Source organism: Aliiglaciecola sp. 3_MG-2023 (assembly GCF_030548205.1).
In the GTDB taxonomy this organism is placed as follows: domain Bacteria; phylum Pseudomonadota; class Gammaproteobacteria; order Enterobacterales; family Alteromonadaceae; genus Aliiglaciecola.
The window spans coordinates 89488-116348 of record NZ_JAUORV010000018.1 but is presented as its reverse complement, the minus strand read 5'-3'; the positions used below and the strand labels follow the sequence as shown (position 1 = coordinate 116348).

The 26861-nt window shown below is 42.6% G+C and carries 21 protein-coding genes; 10 read left to right on the top strand and 11 right to left on the bottom strand.

The window, feature by feature from the left end; translation table 11 throughout:
• Positions 1 to 186: 186 nt before the first annotated feature.
• The 3 genes from Q4574_RS18345 to Q4574_RS18335 form a co-directional block, all read right to left on the bottom strand.
• The gene (locus tag Q4574_RS18345; RefSeq protein ID WP_303476302.1) at positions 187 to 1479 is read right to left on the bottom strand and encodes an amidohydrolase family protein; all 1293 of its coding nucleotides are present in this window, start codon (positions 1477 to 1479) and stop codon (positions 187 to 189) included.
• Positions 1480 to 1743: 264 nt separating this feature from the next.
• The gene (locus Q4574_RS18340; RefSeq protein ID WP_303476299.1) at positions 1744 to 3012 is read right to left on the bottom strand and encodes an alpha/beta hydrolase; all 1269 of its coding nucleotides are present in this window, start codon (positions 3010 to 3012) and stop codon (positions 1744 to 1746) included.
• A 237-nt stretch (positions 3013 to 3249) separates the two neighbouring features.
• On the bottom strand, positions 3250 to 3609 hold the full coding sequence (locus Q4574_RS18335; protein ID WP_303476296.1) for a cupin domain-containing protein: 360 nt from the start codon (positions 3607 to 3609) through the stop codon (positions 3250 to 3252).
• 113 nt (positions 3610 to 3722) lie between these two features.
• Here Q4574_RS18335 and Q4574_RS18330 point away from each other — a divergent pair, with 113 nt between their 5' ends.
• On the top strand, positions 3723 to 4640 hold the full coding sequence (locus tag Q4574_RS18330; protein WP_303476293.1) for a LysR family transcriptional regulator: 918 nt from the start codon (positions 3723 to 3725) through the stop codon (positions 4638 to 4640).
• Between the two features lie 440 nt (positions 4641 to 5080).
• Here Q4574_RS18330 and cadR read toward each other — a convergent pair whose 3' ends face one another.
• The gene (gene cadR / locus Q4574_RS18325) at positions 5081 to 5470 is read right to left on the bottom strand and encodes a Cd(II)/Pb(II)-responsive transcriptional regulator (protein ID WP_025254196.1); all 390 of its coding nucleotides are present in this window, start codon (positions 5468 to 5470) and stop codon (positions 5081 to 5083) included.
• Positions 5471 to 5551: 81 nt separating this feature from the next.
• On the opposite strand from cadR, the gene Q4574_RS18320 reads away from it, so the two are divergent.
• From Q4574_RS18320 to Q4574_RS18290, 7 genes are all read left to right on the top strand, one after another.
• Complete coding sequence (locus Q4574_RS18320; protein ID WP_025254197.1) at positions 5552 to 6187, top strand: cation transporter; 636 nt, start codon at positions 5552 to 5554, stop codon at positions 6185 to 6187.
• The gene (locus tag Q4574_RS18315) at positions 6184 to 6543 is read left to right on the top strand and encodes a DUF3703 domain-containing protein (RefSeq protein ID WP_025254198.1); all 360 of its coding nucleotides are present in this window, start codon (positions 6184 to 6186) and stop codon (positions 6541 to 6543) included. The genes Q4574_RS18320 and Q4574_RS18315 overlap by 4 nt, the downstream gene beginning before the upstream one ends.
• Complete coding sequence (locus Q4574_RS18310) at positions 6536 to 7420, top strand: cation diffusion facilitator family transporter (RefSeq protein ID WP_025254199.1); 885 nt, start codon at positions 6536 to 6538, stop codon at positions 7418 to 7420. Before Q4574_RS18315 ends, Q4574_RS18310 begins: the two co-directional genes overlap by 8 nt.
• Positions 7421 to 7507: 87 nt before the next feature.
• Entirely contained in the window at positions 7508 to 7903 is a 396-nt protein-coding gene (locus Q4574_RS18305) for a hypothetical protein (RefSeq protein WP_198825403.1), read from the top strand.
• Between the two features lie 71 nt (positions 7904 to 7974).
• A complete protein-coding gene (locus Q4574_RS18300) occupies positions 7975 to 9297 on the top strand; it encodes a TolC family protein (protein ID WP_025254201.1) in 1323 nt (440 codons plus the stop codon).
• Positions 9294 to 10232 (top strand): efflux RND transporter periplasmic adaptor subunit, encoded by a 939-nt coding sequence (locus Q4574_RS18295; RefSeq protein ID WP_025254202.1) that lies wholly within the window; start codon positions 9294 to 9296, stop codon positions 10230 to 10232. Before Q4574_RS18300 ends, Q4574_RS18295 begins: the two co-directional genes overlap by 4 nt.
• Positions 10233 to 10285: 53 nt before the next feature.
• Entirely contained in the window at positions 10286 to 13399 is a 3114-nt protein-coding gene (locus Q4574_RS18290; RefSeq protein ID WP_303476277.1) for an efflux RND transporter permease subunit, read from the top strand.
• 363 nt (positions 13400 to 13762) lie between these two features.
• On the opposite strand, the gene glmS is transcribed toward Q4574_RS18290, so the two are convergent.
• Entirely contained in the window at positions 13763 to 15595 is a 1833-nt protein-coding gene (glmS, locus tag Q4574_RS18285; protein WP_303476275.1) for a glutamine--fructose-6-phosphate transaminase (isomerizing), read from the bottom strand.
• 9 nt (positions 15596 to 15604) lie between these two features.
• Positions 15605 to 16381 (bottom strand): DeoR/GlpR family DNA-binding transcription regulator, encoded by a 777-nt coding sequence (locus Q4574_RS18280; RefSeq protein WP_303476272.1) that lies wholly within the window; start codon positions 16379 to 16381, stop codon positions 15605 to 15607.
• A 213-nt stretch (positions 16382 to 16594) separates the two neighbouring features.
• On the opposite strand from Q4574_RS18280, the gene Q4574_RS18275 reads away from it, so the two are divergent.
• A complete protein-coding gene (locus Q4574_RS18275; RefSeq protein WP_303476269.1) occupies positions 16595 to 19654 on the top strand; it encodes a DUF4157 domain-containing protein in 3060 nt (1019 codons plus the stop codon).
• 21 nt (positions 19655 to 19675) lie between these two features.
• On the opposite strand, the gene Q4574_RS18270 is transcribed toward Q4574_RS18275, so the two are convergent.
• Together Q4574_RS18270 and glmU are read right to left on the bottom strand one after the other, a co-directional pair.
• Complete coding sequence (locus Q4574_RS18270) at positions 19676 to 20821, bottom strand: HDOD domain-containing protein (protein WP_303476265.1); 1146 nt, start codon at positions 20819 to 20821, stop codon at positions 19676 to 19678.
• A gap of 146 nt (positions 20822 to 20967) precedes the next feature.
• Positions 20968 to 22329, bottom strand: a complete 1362-nt coding sequence (gene glmU / locus Q4574_RS18265) for a bifunctional UDP-N-acetylglucosamine diphosphorylase/glucosamine-1-phosphate N-acetyltransferase GlmU (RefSeq protein WP_303476263.1) — start codon at positions 22327 to 22329, stop codon at positions 20968 to 20970.
• Between the two features lie 182 nt (positions 22330 to 22511).
• Here glmU and Q4574_RS18260 point away from each other — a divergent pair, with 182 nt between their 5' ends.
• The gene (locus Q4574_RS18260) at positions 22512 to 23939 is read left to right on the top strand and encodes a sensor domain-containing diguanylate cyclase (RefSeq protein WP_303476317.1); all 1428 of its coding nucleotides are present in this window, start codon (positions 22512 to 22514) and stop codon (positions 23937 to 23939) included.
• A 34-nt stretch (positions 23940 to 23973) separates the two neighbouring features.
• On the opposite strand, the gene Q4574_RS18255 is transcribed toward Q4574_RS18260, so the two are convergent.
• Genes Q4574_RS18255 through Q4574_RS18245 form a run of 3 tightly spaced genes read right to left on the bottom strand, consistent with a single transcriptional unit; the run spans position 23974 to position 26719 of the window.
• Positions 23974 to 24852, bottom strand: coding sequence for a DMT family transporter (locus Q4574_RS18255; protein WP_303476260.1), 879 nt, complete (start codon positions 24850 to 24852; stop codon positions 23974 to 23976).
• 32 nt (positions 24853 to 24884) lie between these two features.
• Positions 24885 to 25355, bottom strand: coding sequence for a methylated-DNA--[protein]-cysteine S-methyltransferase (locus Q4574_RS18250; RefSeq protein WP_303476257.1), 471 nt, complete (start codon positions 25353 to 25355; stop codon positions 24885 to 24887).
• A complete protein-coding gene (locus tag Q4574_RS18245) occupies positions 25352 to 26719 on the bottom strand; it encodes a DNA-3-methyladenine glycosylase 2 family protein (protein ID WP_303476254.1) in 1368 nt (455 codons plus the stop codon). Before Q4574_RS18245 ends, Q4574_RS18250 begins: the two co-directional genes overlap by 4 nt.
• Positions 26720 to 26861 lie beyond the last annotated feature (142 nt).

Below are 26861 nucleotides of genomic sequence, written 5' to 3'. Positions count from 1 at the left end.
GGCATAATTCATTCCTTGAATTAAGAATACTTTAAGCATAGTTGATGTGGGTTTCCCTAGGGTCCAGTTTGTGGCTGCCCATGTTAAATTAATGTTAAAGTAAAAAACTAAGCGGTCCAATTAATCAACAAATTCTTGTCTAATTAACACCGCCCTGGTTAATTTCAACCAACCATGCACCCTAAGTTACTTGGGTGCTGATTGTAAATACACAGTGCCTTCTTTCATCACAAAGACTACGTTCTCAAGTAAGCTGATGTCATTGAGTGGGTTACCTTTAATGGCGACGATGTCGGCCATTTTTCCTTCTTCAATGCTGCCAAATAGTTGCTCCTGCTTTAGCAGTGTGGCGGCATTGATGGTTGCTGCCTGTATGGCTTGTATTGGTGTCATACCAAACTCAACCATTCGTGAAAATTGTTTCGCGTTATCGCCATGGGGGTAAACCCCTGCGTCGCTGCCAAATACCATATTCACCCCAGCTTTTACGGCTTTTCTAAAGTTATCACGCTGCTTTTTACCTACCGTACGTTCTTTAGCTAAACTTTCTTCTAAAATGCCGGCGTTTTCACCCTCACTTAGAATAAATTCTGTCACGTAAACATCCATAGAAAAGTAAGTTCCGCTTTTCTTGGCCAAAGAAATAGCCTCATCATTTATAAAGCTAGCATGCTCGATTGAATCCACTCCTGCCTTTATTGCACTAATAATGCCTTCCGTACCGTGTGCGTGAGCCGCCACTGTTAATCCGCGCATATGCGCTTCGTCGACTATGGCTTGCATTTCTTCAAGCGTATATTGCTGAACGCCGACTTTGGTGCCTTTAGATAACACACCACCTGTAGCGCAAAACTTAATCACCGTTGCGCCATATTTAATATTCTCACGTACTTTTTTGCGCACTCCCCAAGGACCATCTGCTACGCCATCGGCTGTCACTTTATATTCAGCAGGCAACAGATTGTTATCACAGTGCCCACCTGTCACCCCTAAAGCGTCACCAGATACAAACATTCGTGGCCCTTCAATGTCACCATCGTTAATTGCATCACGTAGTGCCACATCGGAGAAGCCTGGAGCGCCTACATCCCGCACGGTAGTAAAGCCAGCCATTAAAGTTACTTTGGCATGTTTTGCGCCCGTTAATGTCACTCTAGGTAAAGAGTCAGCTAGGCCAGCATAGCCATGTTGTTGTGAATCGGCAGTAAGATGAACGTGCATATCGGTCAGACCGGGTAAAAGTGTATGACCGCTCAAATCGACGGTATTTTGAGGTAATGGTGCACGATTATTGGCGGTAATCTTGACAATTTTACCGTCTTGAATTTCTAATAAGGGACGTGTTATTAATTTACCGTTTTTAACATTCACAAAGGCATCTGCATAAACGAACTGAGTGTCTGCTATAGCCAGAGTATTTGCCGTGAATACGCCAAAAACAGAAAATAATATGCAGCGAATGAGCTGAAATCCTTTCATAGCTTAGATACCTTTTATTAGTGTTATTGTATTTTTACTATACAACTTTTCATGGAAATAATACGAATTGATAGTAACGATAAGACAAAATAGCGTGAAAAAAACGATACTAGATTATGATAAATCCGGTCACTTTAGTTTAAAAGTATGAAGTCGAAATGTATTGAGCACTAGCCTAGATACCTGAGATTATCAGGTCTATTGAAAGCTAGGCGTTAAGACTAACGAAAAGATTCTGTTTCGAATAATTTGTAGTTAAAAGACTTATTTTCCAATTAGATAATCAGAATCCAGTGACCAAAAGTTGTTTTCAAGTCTTTTCAATGGTCGCTCTTTCGAACCAGGTTCGGCATTGAATAAAATCAGATTGATAAGGTCTGAACTTACTGCAGGATTGCTATGAAAGTAATCATGCCCTATAAAGTTTACTGACTTAGGTACTTTGATTAAGCTCACATTTCCCACTGAATTGAAAATATTACGCTCATTCATATTCACATCTTTTGTATTCAACCGCCCAAAACTCAAGCCGTTAGTTAACCATTGAGAAATGCCTAAAGCGCTATCTTCTTGCGACGTGTAAATAGTAATTTTTCCAAAAGCGGGGCCAAACTGTTCAGCCATTAGGCGTTGTTTAATAATGCCAAAATCTAAATCCGGAGCAGCTAAAATAAGATTTTCGATACGTAAGTCTTTTCTTGGGTTTCCGCCACTAGCTCTATTCTCGATGATAAGTTCTCGTAGTGTTGTGGTGACAACGTCGGTACCTCGACTATGAGCAATAATATGGATATTTTCTATTTCGGGATTTTTAAACAGCAGTCGCAAGGTTTCTTTCAAATGAAAAATCGTAAATTGCCCCGATTCTTTATCTGCAAAATATGCGGTTACGCCTTTTGCCGCCGCTGGCCAAGAATATACAATAGGCACACCTTGGCGTTTCAGAAAGTGCCAAATGCCTGCAAGGGTAAATACTGATTCGTTAAAGGTATTATTAAAGCCATGAACAAATAAAATAACATCTTTATTTTCACTATTTTTTAAACGTTGATTGATATTGTTGTTTAGTTGCGTTTCATGAAACGACTTTTGTTCTAGAATGTCTTCGTCAATTTGAAGTCGTTCTCCTACCCGCCTAAATTTATACGGCGATACCGGAAAACGACCTTGTTCATCGACTTGTTCTAGTACGTAGGTTAAATCAGCAGATCGTTTTTGCAGGGTGCTTTGTTCTACTAATTCTTCCCAAGATAGCAACTTATCTGCAAAATTTACTTTGGCAACACCGTATGCAAGTGATGACGAGCGACTTGCATCATATATAACCCCTTTTTTCTCGGAAGTGCCGCGGTCTGTCACATATATCAATTCTAGACTGGTTTCACGCAGAGCTTCAGGTATTTCGCTTTCTGAATAAAGATTATTTACAAATACATTGGGGGTAGGCATTAACTTGGGATTCGAAGAACAAGCAGACAATAAAAAAACTAACAACGAAATGAAAACCGTGCTTGTACCTTTGAGGTTCAACATTTTTGTTCCTTATTTTCGCTTATTATGAAAGCTAGGAGGTCAAAACAAAAGGTAATAACCAAGCCAGTAAAATATAACAGACTTATGCGGTCTTAGGAATAATGCTGGGTTTATCTTGTGAGCTAAATGTAGCGGCAATTATAGTGTGCTTAAAATGTGCTCATGAATCGGTATCTATTTTACTTCAAACTTATAATCAGTCATTGGATTTTTACAATCATAGGCACATTATATCTTTTATTTATCAACGCACTGTTCGGGTGTAAACATTGCAAGAAAATCTTCAGGTAATCTCGGATCTGGTAAGGCAAGAATATATACAACGCGATCTTTAATCGCTCCTTCTGCATGTAACTCTCCCTTAGGTATTACAATTTTATCCCCAGCACAAACCATTGTTCGCTCGTTGGTTTGTGCATCTAAAAAATCAGTTTCTCCTTGCATGATGTAAGCGTGAACTTCATCGTTATGCCAATGCACAGGAGGCCCTTCTGTCGCCCCTGATACAAAAGTAGTTGGCCAAGTATCATTTTTTTCTATGTCTGCTAAAACTTCAGTTTTTGTTGTGAAAAATTGCTTATAAAACTTTAATCCCATTTGAATCTCTCCCTTTTCTAAGTTTGATTTACCAACACGTTAGAAAGACTACAGTTGGTTACTTGCACAGTAAATAGGCATATAATCATTATATTAATGTAAGGAGTGCACGAATGGATTTGAACAATATTCAATTGTTTGTTGAAGTAGTGAAACGCAACAGCTTTGCCGAAGTGGCAAGAATGCGAAATATTGATCCTTCATCAGTATCGCGGTCTATTCGGAAGCTTGAAACCACTTTAGGTTTTCGCCTATTCCAACGAACGACACGTAAATTATCTCCAACAGAAGCTGGAAAATCCTATTTTAGGCAAGTAGAAGGACTGGTCGATACGTTTATACAAGCAGGAGAACGGGCTTTAGATCTATCGAATCAACCTATCGGCACTCTCAGAGTAACGGCTTGTACTTCATTCGGACAAAAAAAATTGGTTCCATTATTGCCTATTATGAGGAAGAAATATCCAAAGTTGATAATTGAATTGGTGCTTGCCGACAACCAAGTAGATATTGTAGAGCAACAAATTGATGCCGCGATTCGTTTCGGAAAAAAACCTACTGATGATTTTATTTGTAAAGAGTTAGCACCTAGAAAGTTTATTGTTTGTGCCAGTCCTGCGTTCATCAAATCGAATGCAATCACCAATAATCCTTTTTGTTTAAGTGAATTGGAATGTCTCAGATTTTCAATTCCTGGATATCGAGAAGCTTGGAAATTTCGTCAAGCTAAGAAGAAAGAGCTAGTCGTTCCTGTGACAGGGCATTTATTAATCTCCCACGGCATGACGATGACAGCTAGCGCGGTAGCAGGATTGGGAGTGGCACTGCTACCTGACTGGTTGTGTCGAGACGAATTGAACGATGGTAGCTTGGTAGAACTGTTTTCAGATTATGAATGTGCTGCAGCAGATTTTGATACATCTGCATGGGTAGTTTACTCAAGCAGAGATTACATGCCATTAAAACTCAGTGCGTTTATTGATTGTTTGAAAAATGAAATCCCAGAGTTTGCTGGAATCAAACTTGAATGACATCAGCAGTATTAGTTCCCATTTGTTTCGAATAATGGAAACTAAACGAGGGTAAAGACTGACCGTGAATAGAGCGCGAATCACCGATAAGCTCATTTAGTTAGATACTAAAAATTAATTTTGCCGAATATGAATTCAGTTTGTGGCTGTCCATGTGATTGGTCTTACTCAATGTTTGTAACTAGGGTAAACCAAAGCTTAAACTTTATAAAACTCGACTAATTAATGTTTGAAACTCAGGCTTGCTTAATAAACTGACAAGCGGGTTTGAGCGATTAGCAGCAGTTGGTGCAGCGATAGCCGAACGACTCCTTTGCCCAAGATAGCGGACGTAGCTATTTATTGTGTATTGGTTACTTTATCTAATATCAATTAGCGAACCATGTACCATTATGAAACCTTAGGCAAACGTAAAACTACAAGACTTGTAGATATCAGTATCACTCTTCAAGCAACTGCAATACCCCACATTCTTTAACTTTTCTATTATCTGTGCATGCCGAGGCCATCTCAGATAGGGTAATCTTTAGCTCCTCAAGCTCTGCAATGCGATGCGTGACGTCAACCATATGTTGATGGATCAAATTGTTCACACTAGAACAACTTTTATTGGGATTATTTTTTGTATCCAACAGCTGTTTAATTTCTATTATGGTCAAATCTAATGAGCGACATTGTTTAATAAATCGCAGTGCCCTCAACGATGAGGCGTCGTAAATTCTGTAGTTACCTTCACTGCGATTGCAAGCTTCAAACAACCCCTGTTTTTCATAAAAACGGATCGTTTGAATAGAACACCCACTTTTTTTTGATAGCTCACCTATTTTCATAAACGTGCCTTTGTGCTGTTGACCCTATACTAGGTATAGACTTTACACTGTAGCTATAGTTTTGGGAATAGGAGTTGAACAATGAGTGGATGCGGCTGTGAAGTGGAAATCAAAGATGCCTCACAAAAACAGGTTCTGTATTGGCTGCTCGGCATCAATGCGACGATGTTTTTCGTTGAGATGACCGTGGGTATTTTGGCTGACTCTACTGCTTTGATAGCAGACTCTATGGACATGCTAGCAGATGCGGTTGTTTACGGCATAGGTATTTATGCTGTGGGTAAATCTATACTTCACAAAGCCAAAGCTGCGCAAATCAGTGGTTACTTTCAGTTATTGCTGGGCGTGATCATTCTCATTGATATTACAAGAAGATTATTCTTGGGCAGTGAGCCTATCTCACCATTAATGATAGGAATGGGTTTCATTGCCCTAATTGCAAATGTCGCTTGCTTGATGATTATTCGAAATCATAAAAATGACGAAGTACATATGCGAGCTAGCTGGATTTTTTCAGCTAACGATGTCATTGCCAACATGGGCGTCATCATGGCCGGAGTTGTAGTGGTATGGCTTGATAGCAGAGTACCGGATCTGGTTATCGGCTGTATAGTGTCGATTGTCGTGCTGCGCGGAGCGTGGATGATCCTGAAAGACGCCAAGCATGAAGTAATTAATAACGAAGTACAGAAAGGTAAAGTGGGTGAGCCACTATGACATACAATAAAGCCGTTAAGCCGCATATCGATTCCAAATTGACAGATTACTCAGATGCAATGTCTAACAATAATGAGAGGCAGGCATTTGCAGCGCTGGAGGATGCGCATGTAATTGGTCAGCACTCTACTTATTACCATTGTTTAATTCATTATAAAATGCTGCGACATGGTCTTCTAAACAAAGATTGGAGAGCCGCTTTTGGACAAGTAATAAGGATAGTTGGTGCTGCAACCAAAACAGCTATCGGCCTTGTACCTAAAGGGAATACAGGCGGCACTGACATCAGCCCTTTTAAGCGACTGCCAATCAACGCTGAAAATCAAGCGATATTGGACAAAATCAACCATGCATAATCATAACCACAGTCAAAGTGATAACAGCGCATCAAAACGGATTGGCTGGGCATTTTTCTTGAATGTCGTATTCACTATCATTGAATTTATCGGCGGATGGCTGACAAACAGCACGGCTATAATGGCCGACGCAGTGCATGATTTGGGCGATAGTTTATCCATTGGTACTGCTTGGAGCTTAAATAAACTCAGTGATAAAGAAGCAACCAATACATTTTCCTATGGCTATAAACGCTTTTCACTTCTTGGTGCATTGATCAATGGGTTAGTGTTAACGACCGGCTCAATATGGATCTTATTCGAAGCTATCCCAAGGCTTTCAGCACCCGAAATGCCGCAAGTCGAAGGCATGTTACTCCTGTCAATTTTTGGCATCGTCGTTAATGGATTTGCTGCGTATAAACTTAGCGAAGGGAATTCCTTAAACGAGCGTATCTTAAACTGGCATTTGCTTGAAGATGTTTTGGGTTGGGTGGCAGTGCTGATCGTATCGATTGTGCTGATGTTTAAGCCATGGCCAATTTTAGATCCTATCTTATCGATTGGCTTCACGTTATTCATTTTATTCAATGTAGTTAGAAATCTAAAAGAAACCTTATTGTTATTCCTGCAAGCCACGCCAGATGCTAAGCAGATGGAGGAAGTGCGTAAAGTGCTCATGTCATTTGATGATGTGGCGGATATACATCATTTTCATATCTGGTCTCTGGACGGTGAACATAGCGTCATGACGGCACATGTGGAGTTGAAACAAGATGTTTCGGTTTCTCAGTTGAGAACACTAAAAGACGAACTTCGCCAAGGCCTTGATGAGTTTGATTTTGTGCACACTACCATTGAAATTGAATTTGCCAATGAAGATTGTCGTGATGAGTAATATAACGATTGAAATGCTTTGTTTAGGTTGGTTGATTGGTCTTAGTTAGATTACCTGTTAATATGAAAAAGATGAGAGTAGATAGATATGTTTAGTGTAAGGGTGACAAGTTACCTGCTGATTTCGCTGATTTTGTTTCAGTCGTTTTCTGCTGTCGCCAAGTCCTTGGATTTTCATTCTATCGACTCGCAACATCTAGGCGAAATACATGAACATCAGGCAGGAGATAACGCTGCTTCTGTGAAGACGCATGTTCAACTGCAATCTAACGAACTACTTGATACTGATAACGCCACCGTAGATATTTCTCACAATCCTGCTGATTGCCACCATTGTGGTCACTGTCATGGAACCCATGCCCAATGGCTTGGAAATAACACCGCAATTGAACTTGCTTCTGTTGCCACCCATCACGGCTTCTATTACTTATCAAAAGTAGTAGATGCACCGGTCACGCAATTATTACGCCCACCTAAAGCATAACCCTGAACTAATCAAACACCGTTCGCCAGCAGCTTGGCGATATATATTTTTGATAATTTAGGAATAAAACAATGATGCATATTTCATTGGGCCGCCCTATGCGTTTGCACGCTTGGGTGATTTCCACGATGCTTGTTTTTTTGACAACACACACCGTGGTAGTAGCACAAACAAACAGTATCACCAATCGCGAAATGACCTTGCAAAGTGCCATACAGCGAACATTAGCGAATTCGCCCGAGTTGCATGAGTTCACATATAGGCAACAAGCGATTGAGGGAGAAATTAAAACTGCGTCTCTTAAACCAGCCCTAAACGTAGGTATTGAAGTGGAAAACTTCTTAGGAACAGGCGAGGTCTCAGGCATTAAGGACACCGAGTTGACTCTCACATTGTCGTCGGTCATTGAATTGGGCAATAAACTTAACTCACGTAAGGCGTTTGCTAAGGCACAATCAACCCTCGCCGAAGCACAAAAACAAGTGGACACCTTGGATGTACTGGCTGAAGTGACACGTCGCTACATCGATGTATTGGCGCAACAAGCGTTAATTGACGCGCAAAAAGATGCAGAAACACTTGCTCGATATACCTATCAAGCTGTCACAAAACGCGTGGATGCAGGCGCTTCCCCTGCATATGAACAGAAACGCGCTGAAGCAGCACTAGCAAGAGCCAGATTGGATGTGGTGACCGCACAGCAAACTAAGCGAGCCATGATAAATAGTCTGGCTATTATGTGGGGGGAAAAAGATCCCTCTTTTACTGATGTGGAGGGTGACTTATTTGCGCTGCAATCGTCTCCTTCGTTAACCGCGCTTTTTACCACCTTATTGGACAGTCCCAATCTTGAGGTCTATGCGCAAGAATCGAGATTGCAGGCATCTCAAGTCCGTCTTACTCAAGCAGCTAATCAATCGGATTTAAGCTGGACGGCTGGTATCAGGCGCATGAATGGCATAGATGAAACAGCCTTTGTAGCAGGCCTGAGTATGCCTCTGTTTGCCGGTGACCGAAACCTTGGCGCGTACGAAAAACAGCGAGCAATTCAGGCGCAGCTGGTACAACAAAAAGAGTCAGCGACACAAAAACTATACCATCAGCTAAATATGGCCTTGATGGTCAGAAACAATGCGCTGCTCAATGTACAGACACTGCAAAACTCTATTATCCCACCCTTAGTCCAAGCGCTGGAATTAGTAGAACAAGCCTATTTAAACGGTCGATTCAGCTACCTTGAATGGGTGAGTACACGTCAAGAACTACTCAATGCCAAACAAGCCTTAATTCAATCAGCGAAGCAAGCTCATCAGCGTGGTGCAGATATCGAATCACTGACTGCACAGCCTCTTGTGGATACGATCAACACCTCTTTTTCGAGTAAAGAAAAATGAACAAAAATATATTAATTAAGAAGCAAAACACTCTGTTAGTTTTCATTGTTTGTAGTGCCTTGGGATTTTTTTCAAGCACCACAATACAAGCATCAGAAGGCGAACATGGTAAAGAGGAAGCCCATAAGGGGGAACGCGTATTCATGTCAGATAGCATGGCGCAAAAAATGGGCGTAATGACGCAAAGTGTGCAAACGGGTAGCCTCACTATTACCACCACTGTCTACGGAAATATCGTGACCGACCCTGCTTCACTGAGTCATGTGCGTGCACGATTCGACGGTATGGTGACCAAGGTCAATGCAAATTTAGGTAACAAAGTTAAAAAAGGAGAGACACTAGCAATCGTTGAATCCAACGAAAGCCTTAAAAGTTATCCTGTTGCCGCGCCGTTTTCAGGCACCGTGATTGCCAGACATGCCAATGAAGGCGAGTTATCCAATGGCCAAGTGCTATTTTCAATCGCAAACTATGATGACGTGTGGGCACAGCTTAAAGTCTTCCCACAACAGCTATCAGATATTGCAGAGCAGCAACCCGTTCAGCTTAGCCTGTCAGGGGCAGCGTTAGACACCACTATCCAACATATCTTACCGTCACCAGATGAAAAACCGTATATATTGGCGTATGCCAAAATAGCTAATACCTCAGGTCAGTGGCCGGTTGGCGCGGCTATCAAAGGGCTTGTGACAATCAAAAAATTTGATGTCGCCATGATGGTGCCTAAAACGTCGATTCAAGAGTTTGAGGGGGCTTCTGTCGTGTTTGTCAAAGAAGGTGGCGAATACCGTCCCGTGCCCGTTACCTTAGGTCAACAAGATAACCAAAATATTGAAGTGTTATCAGGTCTGCACATTGCAGATGTGATTGTCAGCCAGAACAGCTATCTGCTTAAAGCCGATTTAGAAAAGTCGGAGGCCGGTCATGACCACTAATAACTCAATGCTATTTACTTGGTCATGCGACTCAGTTATTGGGGGACGAACACATGATTGAATCCATTTTACGTTTATCCATAGAGCGACGAGGGATAATGCTAATGTTGATCTTCCTTGTGCTGGGCATGGGGATATTCAGTTATCAAAAATTACCTATCGATGCGGTACCCGATATCACCAACGTGCAAGTGCAAATCAATACACAAGCACCGGGTTATTCGCCTTTGGAAACCGAGCAGCGGATCACATTCGTAGTAGAAACAGCACTGGCGGGATTACCTGACCTGTCCTACACCCGCTCTTTATCTCGCTACGGACTAGCTCAGGTAACAGCGGTATTTGATGAAGGCACTGATCTGTATTTTGCACGTAATCTCATCAATACCCGATTAGGTGCAATCAAAAGTCAGCTACCTGAAGGGTTAGAGCCTGAAATGGGACCTATCGCTACTGGGTTGGGTGAAATCTACATGTATACCTTGCGAGCCAAGCAAAATACCATGCAAAAAAACGGTGAGCCGTACGATGCAATGGCGCTTCGCGAGATACACGACTGGATCGTAAAACCGCAGCTCGCACTGGTTAAGGGGATCACTGAAGTCAACGCCATTGGAGGCTATGTTAAGCAATACCATGTGAATCCTGAACCACAGCTTATGCTGAATTTTGACATTAGTCTAAGTGATATCCATCGTGCTCTGGAGCGAAACAACACCAATCAGGGGGCGGGGTTTGTTGAGCGAAATGGGCAACAAATACTGGTGCGCTCACAAGGTCAACTTCAAACACTTAGCGATATCGAAAATGTGGTAATAAAACGCATTAATACTGTCCCCGTTGCGGTGAAAGACATTGGCAGTGTGGCTATTGGTAAGGAGCTGAGAACTGGTGCGGCAACGCAGGAGGGTGAAGAGACCGTTTTAGGTACGGCAATGATGCTAGTCGGCGAAAACTCACGAGCCGTTGCTCAATCCGTTGCCAAAAAGGTGAAGGACATTCAATCCAGCTTACCTGATGGTATTGTCATTGAGCCAGTCTATGACCGTACCCTATTGGTCGATAAAGCTATCGAAACGGTTCAGAAGAATTTAGTAGAAGGTGCGTTGTTAGTCATAGTGATCTTGTTCATATTGCTTGGCAATATTCGCGCCGCGCTCATCACTGCGGCAGTTATACCGCTGGCGATGTTGGCGACCATTACAGGGATGGTTAATACAGGTGTGTCTGCCAACCTAATGAGCCTTGGCGCATTGGACTTTGGATTAATTGTCGATGGTGCGGTGATCATCGTAGAGAACTGTATCAGGCGGTTATCCGAGTCTCAGAAACGCACAGGCACAGTCTTGCCACTTAAAGAGCGGCTAGAACTGGTTTTTCAAGCGACCAACGAAGTCATTCGTCCTAGCTTATTCGGTGTATTGATTATTACTGTCGTGTATATCCCGCTGTTCTCATTGACAGGCGTTGAGGGCAAGATGTTCCAACCAATGGCGGCAACGGTCATCATGGCGCTGATAGCAGCGATGCTGTTCTCCATTACTATTGTACCGGCGGCAGTCGCGATGTTTATGGCAGGTAAAGTCAGTGAGAAAGAAAGCTTCATTATTGTTGCAGCTAAATCCGCCTATCGTCCTATCATTAATCTTGCACTGAAATTACGCTGGATAGTGCTTTTCGGCTCAGTCGTGCTGGTAGTGGGCAGCTTATGGTTGGCAACGCGATTAGGCTCTGAGTTTGTTCCCCAGCTTGACGAAGGAGACATCGCACTGCACGCCATGCGAATACCGGGCACAGGTATTGAACAAGCCGTCGCAATGCAAAAAACACTTGAATCTACCTTGATGGAATACGAACAGGTACTCACAGTGTTTGCGAAAACCGGTACCGCAGAAGTAGCCACCGATGCGATGCCGCCCAACGTAACCGATACCTTTGTGATGCTAAAACCACGAGCGCAGTGGCCTGATCCTAACCTATCAAAAGCTGATTTCGTGGAAACCCTTGAGCGAGATTTACAAGCGGTGACAGGCAATAACTATGAGTTTACCCAACCTATCCAAATGCGTTTTAACGAGTTGATAAGTGGGGTAAGGGCTGACCTTGGTATAAAAGTCTTCGGAGATGATTTAACCACGCTGGTTGCTTCTGCAAACGACATCTTAACGGTTTTACAATCAATTGACGGCGTGGCGGATGCACGACTTGAACAGGTCGATGATATCCCTATCTTCACTATCAACCCTAAGCTAGTCGAGTTGGCACGTTATGGATTGGACGTGGCCGATTTGCAGGAGTGGTTGGCGTCAGCTATCGGTGGTAATACTGCTGGCTTAATTTTTGAGGGAGATAGACGCTTTGAGTTGCTTGTGCGATTTGGTGAAGGTATCCGTACAGATTTAGATGCCATTGGCAGCACTCCTATCATTACATCGGATGGGGAATTTGTGCCGTTATCAGAAGTCGCTACGCTGGGGTACTCGTCTGTTCCCAATCAAATCAGTCGAGAAAACGGTAAGCGCAGAGTCGTGGTTACCGCCAATGTCAGAGAGCGCGACTTAGGGAGCTTTGTTGACGAAGCAAAAATCAAAATAACCGAACAGGTTTCACTCCCAGCAGGCTACTGGCTGGATTATGGTGGCACGTTTGAGCAGCTTGAAAGTGCCAGTCAGCGACTGTCTATCGTGGTGCCTGCCACGCTTTTTCTGATACTTGTGTTACTGGTAGTCGTGTTTGGCTCATTTCGTGATGCCTTGATCATCTTCACTGGTGTGCCTTTAGCCTTAACAGGAGGTGTTTTCGCGCTCTGGATGCGTGACATGCCACTGTCTATATCTGCCGGAGTCGGGTTTATTGCGCTCTCTGGTATTGCGGTACTAAACGGCCTAGTGATGTTGTCATTTATTAAACAGCGAGTACTAGAAACAGGTGACTTAATTAACTCAATCGTTGACGGAGCTATCACAAGATTGCGTCCGGTTTTGATGACAGCACTGGTAGCAAGCTTAGGCTTTATTCCCATGGCACTTAATGTCGGGACTGGCGCTGAAGTGCAAAGACCGCTTGCAACGGTGGTGATTGGCGGGATCATCTCGTCCACCATTCTAACATTGGTGGTTTTGCCTATTTTGTATCGGATGATTCACTCCAAATTAACCAGAGTGTGATTGTTGGGCACCGTATTGCAGAAAATACGGTGCTCTTCGTCTGGAAATTCAAAACAACTGAAAATGATTACTGAATTGTGTATTCACCAATAAGAAGCTGATTGTCCGGAATACTACAATTACCACCAATTCAATCAAGGTCGAATGACGACCCGCAAATGAAACAAACATCTCAGTAACGTTCAACACTCGACCGACCGCTTATAGGCTCGAAGCTGCCTGTCAGAGCACTTCTGCTCAATGACGGCAATGGCACAAACCCGACCAAAAGCGGGTTTAACATAGTTGTGCGAGTTTCAAACATTAATGCCTAGTTTCAAACTTTAATATACTCGCACAAGGGCCTTTCGGCCCTTATAATTTCTATTCTACTGTTACAGATTTAGCTAGATTTCGAGGTTGATCTACGTCTGTGCCTTTTATCACTGCAACGTAATATGACAATAATTGCAGAGGTAATGTGTAGACGATAGGCGCGATAGCCGGTTCGCAGTGCGGTACGTTTATCACGCGCATGGTGTCGTCACTGGCGAATTTTGCTTGTCTATCGGCGAATACGTACATGATTCCGCCACGGGCGCGGACTTCTTCGACGTTTGATTTTAACTTCTCGAGTAGCTCATTATTCGGTGCTACAACGATTACTGGCATTTCATCATCTATTAACGCTAATGGACCGTGTTTTAGTTCGCCTGATGCATAGGCTTCTGCATGTATGTAGGAGATTTCCTTGAGTTTTAACGCGCCTTCCATGGCAATGGGATATTGATCGCCACGACCTAAGAAAAGACTGTGTTGTTTGTCGGCAAACTCTTCGGCTAGGTCTTCAATTCCAGCGGTTAAACTCAGTGTTTCTTCCAATTTAGCTGGCAAGCTATGTAGCCCACTCACGATAGACTTTTTATCGTCTTCAGACATACCATTGTACTTTCCAAGAGCTAATGTCAGCATTAAAAATCCGGTCAACTGAGTGGTAAATGCTTTGGTAGAGGCAACGCCTATCTCTGCACCCGCTAAGGTCATAAAGGCCATGTCGGATTCACGTACCAACGATGAGCCTGGCACATTACATATTGCCAAACTCGACATATAGCCCACGCTTTTCGCTAATCTGAGGGCAGCTAAAGTATCAGCCGTTTCACCAGACTGAGAAATGGTCACCAACAAGCTATTTGGCATCACAACAGATTTACGGTAGCGAAATTCTGATGCAATTTCGACGTTACACGAGACATTTGCATATTGCTCTAACCAATAACGCGCAGTCATGCCTGCGTGGTAACTAGTACCACAAGCTATAATCTGTACATGTTTAATATCTTTTAGAATCGCTTCTGAACCAGCGCCAAATATCCCTTCTACCAGATCGGTTTCGCCTAATCGATTTTGCAGTGTATTGCGCACAACAGTAGGCTGTTCATGGATTTCTTTGAGCATGTAATGGCGATAACCACCTTTGTCACCGGCATCATGTTCAATATCTGAATCGAATACATCACGCTCGACCAAAGTACCATCTGCTGCATAGACTTTCACGGACGTGCGAGTAATTTCAGCCACATCGCCTTCTTCCAAAAACATAAAACGGCGCGTCACGGGTAGCAAAGCCATTTGATCTGATGCGATAAAGTTCTCGCCAATGCCTAAACCAATTACTAACGGACTACCGGAGCGAGCAACAATGACTCGCTCTGCGTCCATTTTATCCATAATTACAGTACCGTAAGCACCGTGAAACTGATTCACAGAATCTTGCACTGCTTGCAATAAATCTTTCCCTTTTTTCAGTTCTTCATGCACGGTATGGGCAATGGTTTCTGTGTCGGTATCTGAACCAAAGGTGTAGCCTTTACTCTGCAAATCGGCGCGCAGATCTTCATAGTTTTCGATGATGCCATTGTGCACCACGGCAATACGTTCGTCTGAAAAATGGGGATGAGCATTTTTCTGAGTGACCCCACCGTGGGTAGCCCAGCGTGTATGAGCAATGCCAGTAGAACCTTTTATTGGGTTGGCTTTTATGGCGTCACTCAATGCTTGCACTTTACCAATTTGACGTTCCCGAGTTAAATGTCCGTTACCATCTAGCAAAGCGACACCAGCAGAATCGTATCCACGATACTCAAGACGTCTAAGTCCTTCTAACAATATTTCAACTACATTGCGTTCGGCAATTGCGCCTACTATCCCACACATAATCTTCTCCTAATGTGTTTCAAGGGTTGGAGCGCAAATCACGTTTACGCCGTGCTGTTCAATTTGATGTTTAGCTTGGTCATCGATGCCATCATCGGTAACCAATATCGATATTTTTGACCAAGGCAATTCCACATTGGGTATTTTACGCTGCAATTTTTCTGATTCTGCCATGACGATGACCTGCTTCGACACTTCTGCCATAGTACGACTCAATGAAGTTAACTCATTAAATGTGGTTGACCCTCTTTGGGTATCTAAACCAGCAGCACCTAAAAAGGCTTGGTCGAAATTATAGGCACGCAGCATTTGTTCTGCCATTTGCCCTTGAAAAGAATGAGACTGCTGATCCCAAGTACCACCCGTCATTAACACTTGCGGTTCATTTTCCCGTTCCAATAACGTATTGGCCACCTGCAGTGAGTTAGTCATAATGACTAAGCCCCTTTTAGCAGGTAAGTGAGGTATTAAGGCTGCTGTGGTGCTTCCGCTATCAATAATAATACGATTATGGTCTTGAATAAGGGTTGCAGCGGCAATCGCAATGGCTTTCTTTCGATTCGAAAGATTTTCGTTGGTTAATTCAGAAGATTCTGAAGGCAATAACACAGCACCACCAAACTTTCGAAGCAGTAAGCCATTACTTTCGAGCTCAGACAAATCCTTTCGAATTGTCACCTCTGAGGTTGAAAATAACTTAGACAAAGCCTCTACAGCCACTTCCCCTTGTTCATTTAGGCGTTCAATGATGGCTCGACGACGTTGTTGGGTATTGCGTTTTTGCACGATAATATCCATTGATGAAAGCAATTAAATTTCGAAACGAAAGAAATAATAGATAATTAATTACGAATTGCAAGTATTTAGTTTCATACATGGGTATTTTTAACGGATGAAAAAGTTTAGGGAACACAATCTGACTGTTTTTTGTACAACCAGTATGCTTTAGACTAAAATTAATTGTACTGGGGACCATACAAGTGAAAAGGATCGTTCTAGGTGTCTACAACAAGCTATCCAACTAGCAAAACTAACACAAAGGGAAGCAATGAAACACCCCCATCCAAAAGTGTAAAGGTAGAACCTAAGTTTAAAACGTCAAAGGTCAACCCTACATGGCAGAAACTTGCTTATATAAATGATACCTGGTCAAACGACGGTCATCCACCGTCGACTATAAAGGTAGGAAATCCAAATAGTTCTCTAGAAAAAGAGGCTGACGCCGTAGCACGAAGTGTTTTGCATCAGCCTAGTTATTCCAACAAGCGCGCTTCTCAAGTAAATTTATCCACAGATCACTATCCACAAGTGATAAGAACAAAACAGCGAAGTAATTCATCCCAGCCCAAAATCACTAAGCAAGTTGAGAATATAGTTAAAAACCCCGATCAAGGCAGTCCTGTCTCTGACGACATCAAACATCCAGTTTCTCGAGTTCTAAGCAATGATTTATCACAAATCCGAGTACACCAAAATTCAGCCTCAAACAAAGCAGCAAAGGATCTAAACGCCAAAGCATTTACCTTGGGTAATCATATCTTTCTTGGATCAAAACAAAGTTCTAGCGATATAGGGCTAATGGCTCACGAAATTACCCATACCCAACAAAAATCCAGTACTAAGCAAATTCAAAGAACCCCGGAAGAGGATATCTGTGAACTGGAACCCTCCATGCAATCACAGTCCCTTGCTCAATCTGTAAATCAAACATCTGAAGCTGATGGAGCTTCCTTGTTTAGTGAACAATCTATTGAACAATACTCTGGTGATGAAATTTGTGAACCTGCTGAAAATGAATTTAGCTTCAACCCAGATGATTACAACGTAGAGGAAATGCGCAACGACACGCTAAATGTAGAATCGATTAGAGTTGAGCAATGGTTTGCTAGTAATGGCAATGTAAGCCTACCGGAAACTTCAGCTTATCAAACTTTTCGAAGACGTTTGAAAGCCGAACGAACCAAGCGGGTTGAATATGGACATTTGTGGATGACAACAGCCACCTCAACAACACCAGAAAAATTCTATATGTTGAAAGATAATAATGGCGTAGCCCTTATTATCTCCATACATCCGGAATCCGTTATTGGTACACCAAACCGCTCTTTTCCAGATCCAATTATGTCAGAGCAACAGTTTCAGGATCATTTGTCCGACATCGATATTCCTATTATGTCTGAAGCTGAATATGTGGCCAGACTACGAGCTTCTGAGGCCGCCCTGATACGTGAAGAATCAGAGGCTATACGCCTATATTCGGGGGAAAATGATACTAGTCCAGTTGGACCGACCTCTCCTATTAACTATCGTAATGAAGACAGAATTCGCCCGTACAGCGGAGGTTATTCCTTAATAGATCCTCGCGCCAGCGCTATACAGCAGACACTCCCCTACCGAAATGTTAACGTTAGAGCAGGAGATATAGGTGAGGCATTTACACCATCAGATTTAAATAGAGGCTTAACCGGTAGCAACTACAACAATGCGGGCAGAACATGGTCGGGAGATCCGCTACGTCCATTTAGAGCTACCCGGGGCAATGTGCCAATTGCTGATATACGAGTGACTTCGGGCTCACCATTTCAAGATTTATCCGTGAAAGTAACACGCCCTGGTACAGCCAGTTATAGCAGCCCAAGCGCTAGAACCCGGTTCAAGACTTATCTAAGTGGCCACAAAGATATTCTGAATACTGACGCCAGAAAATTTCAGCGATTTGCTAGTACCTATCGTCCTGACATGACTTTATCTCAAGTGAGTGACGGATTAGGTTTGGCGATACCTGAAAATCATCTAGCCGAATACAGAGCACTACTTAATAACCCTACAGGTTCCGACTTTACCAACTCAGGGACAGTTTCTAGATCACCCAATTGGAATTTAGAACCGATGAGAACAATCTATAAAGCAACCCGTTTTAACACGCCAATTGACTTAAACGATAGTTCGCCCCCCTTACGAAATGGTGCTGAACTCTACCTAGCTAGGCAAAACGGACGAATCACACCAGCGCAGTTCGACAACCTGATTCAACAAATTGGACAACAGGCAGCATCAAGAGCTGTTGCCATACCTAATTTCAACACGAACACCATTAGATGGTATGAAAGCTTTTTAGATACCTTACCCAATAGAACTCCAACAGATATGCGAGCAGGTATTGATACCAGTACCGCTCAAGCAATTGAAGAAATGCGAAGAATACAACAAGCTAACCTGCCTGATGCGCAATTTTCAGCCGGAGACTGGCAACAAGCAAGGCGTACAACTGCGTTGCGACAAGCGCCTAGATCGGCTGGGTTGGGAATTGCCATCGGTGTGGGTGCAGATTACCTATTGAATGACCAAGCAAATTTAAATGACCCTGCTTATCGAGCACATTTAATCAAATTAGGCTTATTGGAGGGAGGCGCAGGCGCGGCTTCAGAAGTTGGTGAACATTACATGCGTACCAGAGCCGGTCAAATGATAATAACCGAGGGGCTAGAAGCTACCTCGGCCAAAGCTGTTGCTGCACGATTAGGTGCTCGTGCTGTGCCTGGGGTAATAGATGCGGTTATGGAAACCTACAATATTGCCACCGATGGAAGAGAAAACTCTGCCACTGAGATTGTGGTTCGAACAGGCCGTGCAGCTGTGATTGGTGGCAGTTCAGCTTGGGCTGGAGCAGCAATTGGCACCGCCATAGGTGGTCCAATTGGCTTTGGGGTTGGTCTGCTTGCCGGTTTAGCTGTGGGTTGGCTAGGAAATCGACTCATTGGGGGGGGAGCTAGCTATTGGAATGAACGAGCACGTCAACGTCAGATACAAGAAGAGCAAGCTCGCAGACGCAGACGAGAACAAGCGGAACGAGAGAGAATAATGAACGAATTACAACGTCGACAACAACGCTTAGATATACCATTAGCATCAGAATCCTCTAGTGTTACTGGTGTAGAAGCCATATTTGGTTCTCAAACTGACAACCCCATGTTTATGGAAAGTTCACCAGATAATCAGCCTACTGTGGGTGATATTGAAGCCGAGATTTTAAGAAGTTATTTAACCCGGGATAGATAACAATTATTGGATATTTTCACATTAAGTTTCAACAGACGGGGAAATATCTAAGTTATGTCTGAGCAGGTCTTTAGCTTGGTCACTCAATAATGCTTCTGCAAGCATTTCTTCTAACGCTACTTCATCGTAATCACCTGCTTGGAAGGTGAGACTGATCTCACTCATAAGGTTGGCTTCAAAAAGTGTTGCAGAAAGCGGTGATAACTCTGAGATGTTGGTTATAGAGATAGTCTGGTCTTTTACCACATCAATGATTAATGATGGCATTTCCCATATTTTCATAAGCTCCACACTAAGCAACATTGAGCGCTGACTCAGAAATTTCTTAAACACCAGTGAATCTTGCTTGAAGTCGGGGTGACTCTTTTGAAAAGCCTCCACCATAAATTGAAAAATTACGATTTTGCCCAAATCATGCATCAAACCAATAATATAAGCTGCATCGGCATTTAAATTGCGAGCTTTGGCTAGAGACTTTGCAAGCACTGCAACCTCTTGACTGTGCAACCAAACTTTTTCTCCAAATGCTTTAAAATATACCGGCTTTTGATGACATAACTTTTTCACAAAACCATTTAAAACAAACTCTTTTATATCTTTAGCCCCCATCAACATAAACGCTTTTTGTAGATCGGTGATTTCATTGTCTCCACGTTTATAAGCAGGGCTATTAGCCTTTTTCATCAGTTCACTGGCAATACTGGGTTCTTGTTCAATCACTTTGATGAATTCAGTTAAATTAAAGTCAGGATCATTTAATAAATTAGTTAGCGTTAATACAGACTGGGGTAAAACAGGAAAGTGAGTCAGCACATCTTGCGGACTTTTAAGAGCGTGATTTACCCGGGTCAGTATGTATTGCTCCAAGGGGTTTAAAGTTGTTGTAGTTGCAGAGGGCCCTAATAAATAATCGTAAAACAAAAACTCCAAACGATTAAATGAGGTAACGCTGATCTTAATACTTTTTGCAGGGAGTGGAATGTCTGACACATTGGCTTCTGCAAGGCTAGTCTGTTTTGAACTTTCCCCTGGCTCGGGCTTTGCCGAAGTCACTGCTGGAACCCCTTTGGCTAGCGGTTTACTGGCTAAGGACGGACTGGTTGTTGGCTTAAGTTTAGGTTTAGGCGCAGTGCGCTTAAACAATTTAGAAATGAGTTTTTCAAACATATTCGAATTTATTTCCAATTATTTGCTTTAAAGACCTCCTTCAAGGCCTTTAAATACTTGGCGATTGCCTAAGCTTAGCACTTCTAACTGTTTAGTTAGCAATAGATAATATAAGCATTGCTTTTAAAACATTAATTACGAATCCATTAGGATTTTTTAGTCGGTCGTTTCCAACCCTGAATATTGCGCTGCTTGCTACGCGCTATGGCCAGTTCATGATCGTCTACATTGTTGCTTACCGTTGAACCTGCACCAACCGTGGCCATTTTACCGATTGTGACAGGCGCAACTAGGGCACTGTTAGAACCAATAAATGCGCCATCACCGATGGTGGTTTTGGATTTGTTCACGCCGTCATAGTTACAGGTTATGGTACCTGCACCAATATTCGCCCCTTCACCGACTAATGTATCGCCTAAATAGGTTAAGTGATTGGCTTTGGAACCTTTACCCAACACGGTTTTTTTCATCTCTACGAAATTGCCAACTTTAGATTTGTCATGCATCACCGCTCCAGGTCTTAACCGACCATAAGGACCAACACTACACCCGTTATGCACTTCGGCTTGTTCAATAATAGAGTTTGCTTCGATAACGGTATCATCGCCTATTTGACAGTCAATTAGGATACAGTTGGGTCCAATTTTCACATTGTTCCCTAAAATAACCTTTCCTTTTACAATCACATTGATATCTATGCTGCAATCTACGCCAAACGACAATTCACCGCGTAAATCAAAACGATGGGGATCTAAAATATACAGGCCTTCCATTAGCAAGTTTTCAGCGGTTTCTAGTTGATACGCTCTTTCAATCATGGCTAATTGTTTGCGGTTATTAATCCCTTCAACTTCCACTGAACTGCTGGGATGGGATGCTTTAATCACTTTTCCTTCATTGGCTGCCATTTCAATCACGTCGGTAAGATAAAATTCCCCCTGAGCATTGTCGCTATTTAGCGCAGACAACCAACGTTTCAGGTCAGCTCCGCCCATAATCATCATACCGGTATTAATTTCTTTTATTTGCCGTTGTGCATCTGTGGCATCTTTGTGCTCTACAATTGCTTTTACGTTTTCGCCATCCCGAACAATGCGTCCCATTCCTGTAGGATCGGCTAATTCAACGGTTAATAATGCAAGATCAGATTGTTGCTTAACATCAATAAGCTGCTGCAAAGTTTGTGCTTTTATTAAAGGCGCATCTCCCACCAAAATAAGCACATCCTCGTCATCGTTAATATAAGGCACGGCTTGTTGAACCGCATGGCCGGTGCCCAATTGTTCGGCTTGTAAACACCAATTAAGTTGATTATGAGCCAATGCATTTTGCAGTTGCTCGCCACCATGACCATAGATTAAATGAATGTTTTCAGCCCCTAAGGTGTTCACAGTATCAATAATATGTTGCACCATAGGTTTATCTGCGATGGGGTGAAGTACTTTGGGTAATTTAGACTTCATTCGTGTGCCCTTGCCTGCAGCCAGCACAACTACTGAAAACGTCATAGAGAATCCTTAAATCATAAAATTCTATTTATTCTAACTAAGCTCACAAAAAGGTCTAGTAATATCATTCAAAGCATATATTATTTGTCTGACTAAATTGTGTTCTAATTTTATTCGTAGAAGTATAAGCCGCTTATCGTTAAGATAGCGTCTTGAGATTATTAAATGGAAAGTGGATTTCGTTGAACGCCTTTAGAACTTTACACCGTAGTATACTAATTTTATTTGCTGTAGTGGTTATCTCTATTGTGACCCTTGTGCACTTCACTGCGTCTAAAATTGTGGCTGAGCAAAGCAGAGCCCAACAACAATCCATTTCCCCCGCCATCACTCTCATCATTGATCACTTATTAGAACCTTTGCATGTGTCGAAAACCTTAGGCAAGGCCAAAGAATTACAAAATTTAATGAAAAATAAGGAGATCGACGAAAGCGCGATGTTTTCGATGCTCGAAAGGCTAGAAAATGAGTTCAATATGGAATTCTTTATTGCCAGTGAAAGCAGTCGTATTCAGTATAATTCAGATGGATCTCAATTGGCACTCGTTGAAGGAGAAGTTGATTGGTATTTTCGTTACAAAGAAGTCCCTAAGGACGCAATCGCAGATATCGGCCAATGGCAAGATCCGCACTTTTATATTGATTTAAAAATATATGATAGCAAAGGAGAGTTTCTAGGATTTTTTGGAACGAGTAAGAGCCTTGATAGCTTTGTAGATATCTTCGACCAGTATAAACGCCAGTATGGCTATGATTTCATTTTTGTTGATCAAGACAACAATATTGCCCTATCTTCCGATCCCGATTTAATCGTTGAAAATGCGACATTCAAAACCTTAGAAAGCTTAGATTGGTATCAAGATATAGATGTAGACAGTCTACCCGAAGGTTCTTTGAACAATTTATTGGTAAAGACGTCAGGGATGGATGCGCTCATTGCTGAAGTTAAAGTTGATCCATTCGGTTGGACAATGTACTTATTAACTCCCCTACAAGACAGACAAACCGAAATCAGTCGTAGTTTCATCATCAGTGTCGTAACCTTATTAGTGATCATATTCGCATTATTCATGCTCATCTATCACTTGCTTTATTACTTCAAGCAAGACATGCAGAAAAATTTCCAGACAGATCCGCTAACCCGTTTACCTAACCGCAATAAAGTTGAGTTGCGTTATGCCGAAATGCTGGATAAAGGACTACAGGTAGGGCTTATCTTGATTGACATTGATCACTTTAAAGCTGTCAACGACACCCATGGCCATAATGCAGGCGACAACGTTCTTAAACAAATTGCTAATATGTTGAATAACCATTTGCGTCATGGTGATGTTGTAGGCCGATGGGGAGGTGAAGAATTTTTACTTTTATTACCTGATACCAGCCCTGAACAGGCCTACGAAGTTGCTCAGAAGCTACGTGAATATATGTCGCAAATGACTGCTTCTACGGGTTCCGCTTCACTTCAAGTTACCGCTAGTTTCGGCGTTTCACATACCGATACCCAACGTCCTTTAACCGAAGTGGTAGGCTACGCCGACGACGCTTTATATCAAGCCAAACGAGATGGGCGTAACATTGTGAGAATGCAGCTATCAAAATCCGAGTAGTAAGTGTGAGTACTTACTATTCGTTTAACTAAACCTAGGCCAGTTTTAATTTAAATTTGATAACGCCCGTTGTTAAGCTCACACCAAGCAAAATTAATCCCGCTCCCAGCAGCATTCCTAGCGTTACTACTTCTTGTAAAAACAGTGCGCCCCAAAGTACGCCAAAAACCGGCACTAAATAAGCAACGGTAATGGCTTTTGATGCCCCTATATTGGCAATTAATCTAAAATACAAAATATAGGCAAAACCAGTACAAGCCACTCCCAAAACGACTACTTGTAGCCAAGCATGGGTAGAAGGCATTTGTTGCGGCCAAAGCACCACAGCAAAGGGAATTAAAGCTAGGGTAGCGAATACCTGACTGCCAGTGGCGATAGCAAGAGTATTAATACCAGTAAGGTGTTTTTTGGTATAACAGACGGCTATTCCATAGGCAAAGGTTGAGCCTAACGCCGCTAAAATAGGCAAGATAGACATGTGCAATTCAACCCCGGTACGAACTAAACTGATGACCACGACACCGCTAAAACCGATAAACAATCCAAACACCGCCAGTTCGTTTAATCTCTCCTTAAGCCACAAAAACGCAACTATGGCACCGAACATAGGAGCGGTAGCATTTAGAATAGAAGCCATACCTGCACCCAACAACACCGTACTATAACTAAACATAACGAAAGGAATGGCAGTATTGACCAGGCCTACAAATAAAATTGGTCGCCAATATTGCTTAACCACAAAGGCTTTTTTACGCAAAAATAGTATGGGAAGTAAACACAATGCCGCGATCCCCGTCCGCACCGCCACGAGGGCAAACGCGCCAAACTCTGGCGTTGCAGAACGCATATATAAAAATGAAGAGCCCCAAAGCGCCCCCAAAAGTACGAGTTCAAAAATGTCTTTCAATCGCATTGTTTCATTTACCTTTCCTTGAACTACTGAGATTAGGAGCGCTGTTCAAAATCTAACAACCATGATTTTCGCGCTAAGCCCCCAGCATAACCTGTGAGGGTGCCATTTTTGCCAATAACACGATGGCAAGGGATAACAATAGAAAGTGGATTTTTGCCGTTCGCCGCCCCAACCGCGCGCACGGCTTTAGGGTTTTGTAATGTATTGGCTATATCGGCATAACTGCATGTCGCGCCATAGGGAATAGTGGCTAATGCCTGCCACACTTGACGTTGAAAATCTGTCCCCTTGGCGCTCAAGGGCAACTCAAAGCCTGTTAACTGTCTTTTAAAATAGGCTTTCAATTGAGTAACAGCTTCCGTTGTAACGGGATTGCCCTGATAAAAATCTTGCTTAAGATCAGAAAAATATATGGAAACAATATTGCTGTTATTGGCGCACACTTCTATTTGCCCAATGGGTGTGTCTAAGTAACTGTAATATAAATCACTGATATTATTCATGCCATATTCCATAATTGAAAAGTAAGATAGCTTCTCCAAGGTGCGGCGTCTTGGGGTGTTAATGAATGTTGTTGAATTTGCTTTTTAATTATCAAGTCAGAATCTAACCAGATGTCCGGATTAGATAGCCCACGCATCTCGGCATACGCCACAGTCCAAGGGCCAATGCCTTTAATGCTTTGCATATCTTGCCACTCACCTTTTTGACTATAAAACGTAGCTAAGTCTCGCAGACATTGCCGGCGCTTGTCGGGCATTTTGAGAAAGCTCAAATCTGACTCTGCTATAGCCTCTGGGGTCGGAAAAAGACGCAGTTGGTTATACGTTCCACCCAGTTCTTGAGCTAATTGAGAAACCAAATTCACCGCCGCTTTAACTGAAATTTGCTGGCCCAAAACCGCACGGCAACTGGCCTCAAAAACGCTCCAAACTCCGGGAATGCGTATTCCTGAAGCAATCACGTTTTGCGGTAAACCTGTTGCGAGTAAACGTGAATAAATGACCTGAGGATCGCAATCTAAATCCAATAAACGGCGGATTTGCAGCACAACACCTTGGAAACAACTTAAATCACTGATACTCAGTTCAATATCGAAACAATGCCTATTTGAGTTATGTGTGGCAGTAAATACTCCCGTTGCTGTACCGTAAGTTAAACTCCTTGTATAACTATTTTCTGTCACTGTTTCGATACCAGCAATGGCACGTAATTTTAGAAAGTCCCTTAAATGCGTCCAGTTATAGGGCGCTCGATAAGCCAGCTGAATGTGCAGTGAAGCAGCCTCACTCTTATTCAAAGAAAACGGTTTGGTACGCCCATTTTTGCGGATTTGTGTTGGCGTAAGCTGCAAAGTAGCGTGCATGTGAGCTTGTAATCGACGAGCACTGGAGAAGCCACTGGCAATTGCAACATCTTCGATACTTAACTCACTATTATGCAGCAGATTTTTAGCTATCAACAACTGATCAAACAAACGAAACTTTTTCGGTGATATTCCGAGTTTTTGCTGAAAAAGCTCACGCAAATAGCGATCACTTACGCCTAGTTTGCCACAAATGTCCAACACCGTTAACTCTGGGTGAGCACGCAGCAATTTAATACCCCGCTCAAGTGTAGTGGTAGTGCCCTTCCATGCACAGGAACCTGGCGCACTATCAGGTCGACAGCGTAAACAAGGCCGAAAACCAGCTTGCATGGCCAGCGGTGCAAGTTGGTAATATTCAACATTTTCTTCTTTCGGTGAAGGTGCGGGACAGATTGGTCGACAAAATATCCCGGTACTTTTTACAGCAACATAAAATTGACCGTCAAAACGAGGATCACGTGATTTACGCGCTTGTTGATATATTTGAATTGTATCCATAACCGCCACTTTTACCTTATATATCCCAAGTGTACCTGCAAAAGTTGAATAACACGCGCTGAAAACGGAACTGATATATTTTTGGTTCATCAATCTTGTGAATGGATTTGTCTGTTGTTTCGCCTTCCTTCACCTAGTATCC

What these genes read in the sequence shown, in the direction of transcription:
- Q4574_RS18345 (WP_303476302.1), bottom strand. Translation starts at nt 1,479, where the DNA reads ATGAAAGGATTTCAGCTCATTCGCTGCATATTATTTTCTGTTTTTGGC.
- Q4574_RS18320 (WP_025254197.1), top strand. Translation starts at nt 5,552, where the DNA reads ATGAGTGGATGCGGCTGTGAAGTGGAAATCAAAGATGCCTCACAAAAA.
- glmU (WP_303476263.1), bottom strand. Translation starts at nt 22,329, where the DNA reads ATGACGTTTTCAGTAGTTGTGCTGGCTGCAGGCAAGGGCACACGAATG.
- Q4574_RS18250 (WP_303476257.1), bottom strand. Translation starts at nt 25,355, where the DNA reads ATGAATAATATCAGTGATTTATATTACAGTTACTTAGACACACCCATT.
- Q4574_RS18335 (WP_303476296.1), bottom strand. Translation starts at nt 3,609, where the DNA reads ATGGGATTAAAGTTTTATAAGCAATTTTTCACAACAAAAACTGAAGTT.
- Q4574_RS18330 (WP_303476293.1), top strand. Translation starts at nt 3,723, where the DNA reads ATGGATTTGAACAATATTCAATTGTTTGTTGAAGTAGTGAAACGCAAC.
- Q4574_RS18245 (WP_303476254.1), bottom strand. Translation starts at nt 26,719, where the DNA reads ATGGATACAATTCAAATATATCAACAAGCGCGTAAATCACGTGATCCT.
- Q4574_RS18315 (WP_025254198.1), top strand. Translation starts at nt 6,184, where the DNA reads ATGACATACAATAAAGCCGTTAAGCCGCATATCGATTCCAAATTGACA.
- Q4574_RS18310 (WP_025254199.1), top strand. Translation starts at nt 6,536, where the DNA reads ATGCATAATCATAACCACAGTCAAAGTGATAACAGCGCATCAAAACGG.
- glmS (WP_303476275.1), bottom strand. Translation starts at nt 15,595, where the DNA reads ATGTGTGGGATAGTAGGCGCAATTGCCGAACGCAATGTAGTTGAAATA.
- Q4574_RS18295 (WP_025254202.1), top strand. Translation starts at nt 9,294, where the DNA reads ATGAACAAAAATATATTAATTAAGAAGCAAAACACTCTGTTAGTTTTC.
- Q4574_RS18300 (WP_025254201.1), top strand. Translation starts at nt 7,975, where the DNA reads ATGATGCATATTTCATTGGGCCGCCCTATGCGTTTGCACGCTTGGGTG.
- Q4574_RS18290 (WP_303476277.1), top strand. Translation starts at nt 10,286, where the DNA reads ATGATTGAATCCATTTTACGTTTATCCATAGAGCGACGAGGGATAATG.
- Q4574_RS18305 (WP_198825403.1), top strand. Translation starts at nt 7,508, where the DNA reads ATGTTTAGTGTAAGGGTGACAAGTTACCTGCTGATTTCGCTGATTTTG.
- cadR (WP_025254196.1), bottom strand. Translation starts at nt 5,470, where the DNA reads ATGAAAATAGGTGAGCTATCAAAAAAAAGTGGGTGTTCTATTCAAACG.
- Q4574_RS18270 (WP_303476265.1), bottom strand. Translation starts at nt 20,821, where the DNA reads ATGTTTGAAAAACTCATTTCTAAATTGTTTAAGCGCACTGCGCCTAAA.
- Q4574_RS18340 (WP_303476299.1), bottom strand. Translation starts at nt 3,012, where the DNA reads ATGTTGAACCTCAAAGGTACAAGCACGGTTTTCATTTCGTTGTTAGTT.
- Q4574_RS18255 (WP_303476260.1), bottom strand. Translation starts at nt 24,852, where the DNA reads ATGCGATTGAAAGACATTTTTGAACTCGTACTTTTGGGGGCGCTTTGG.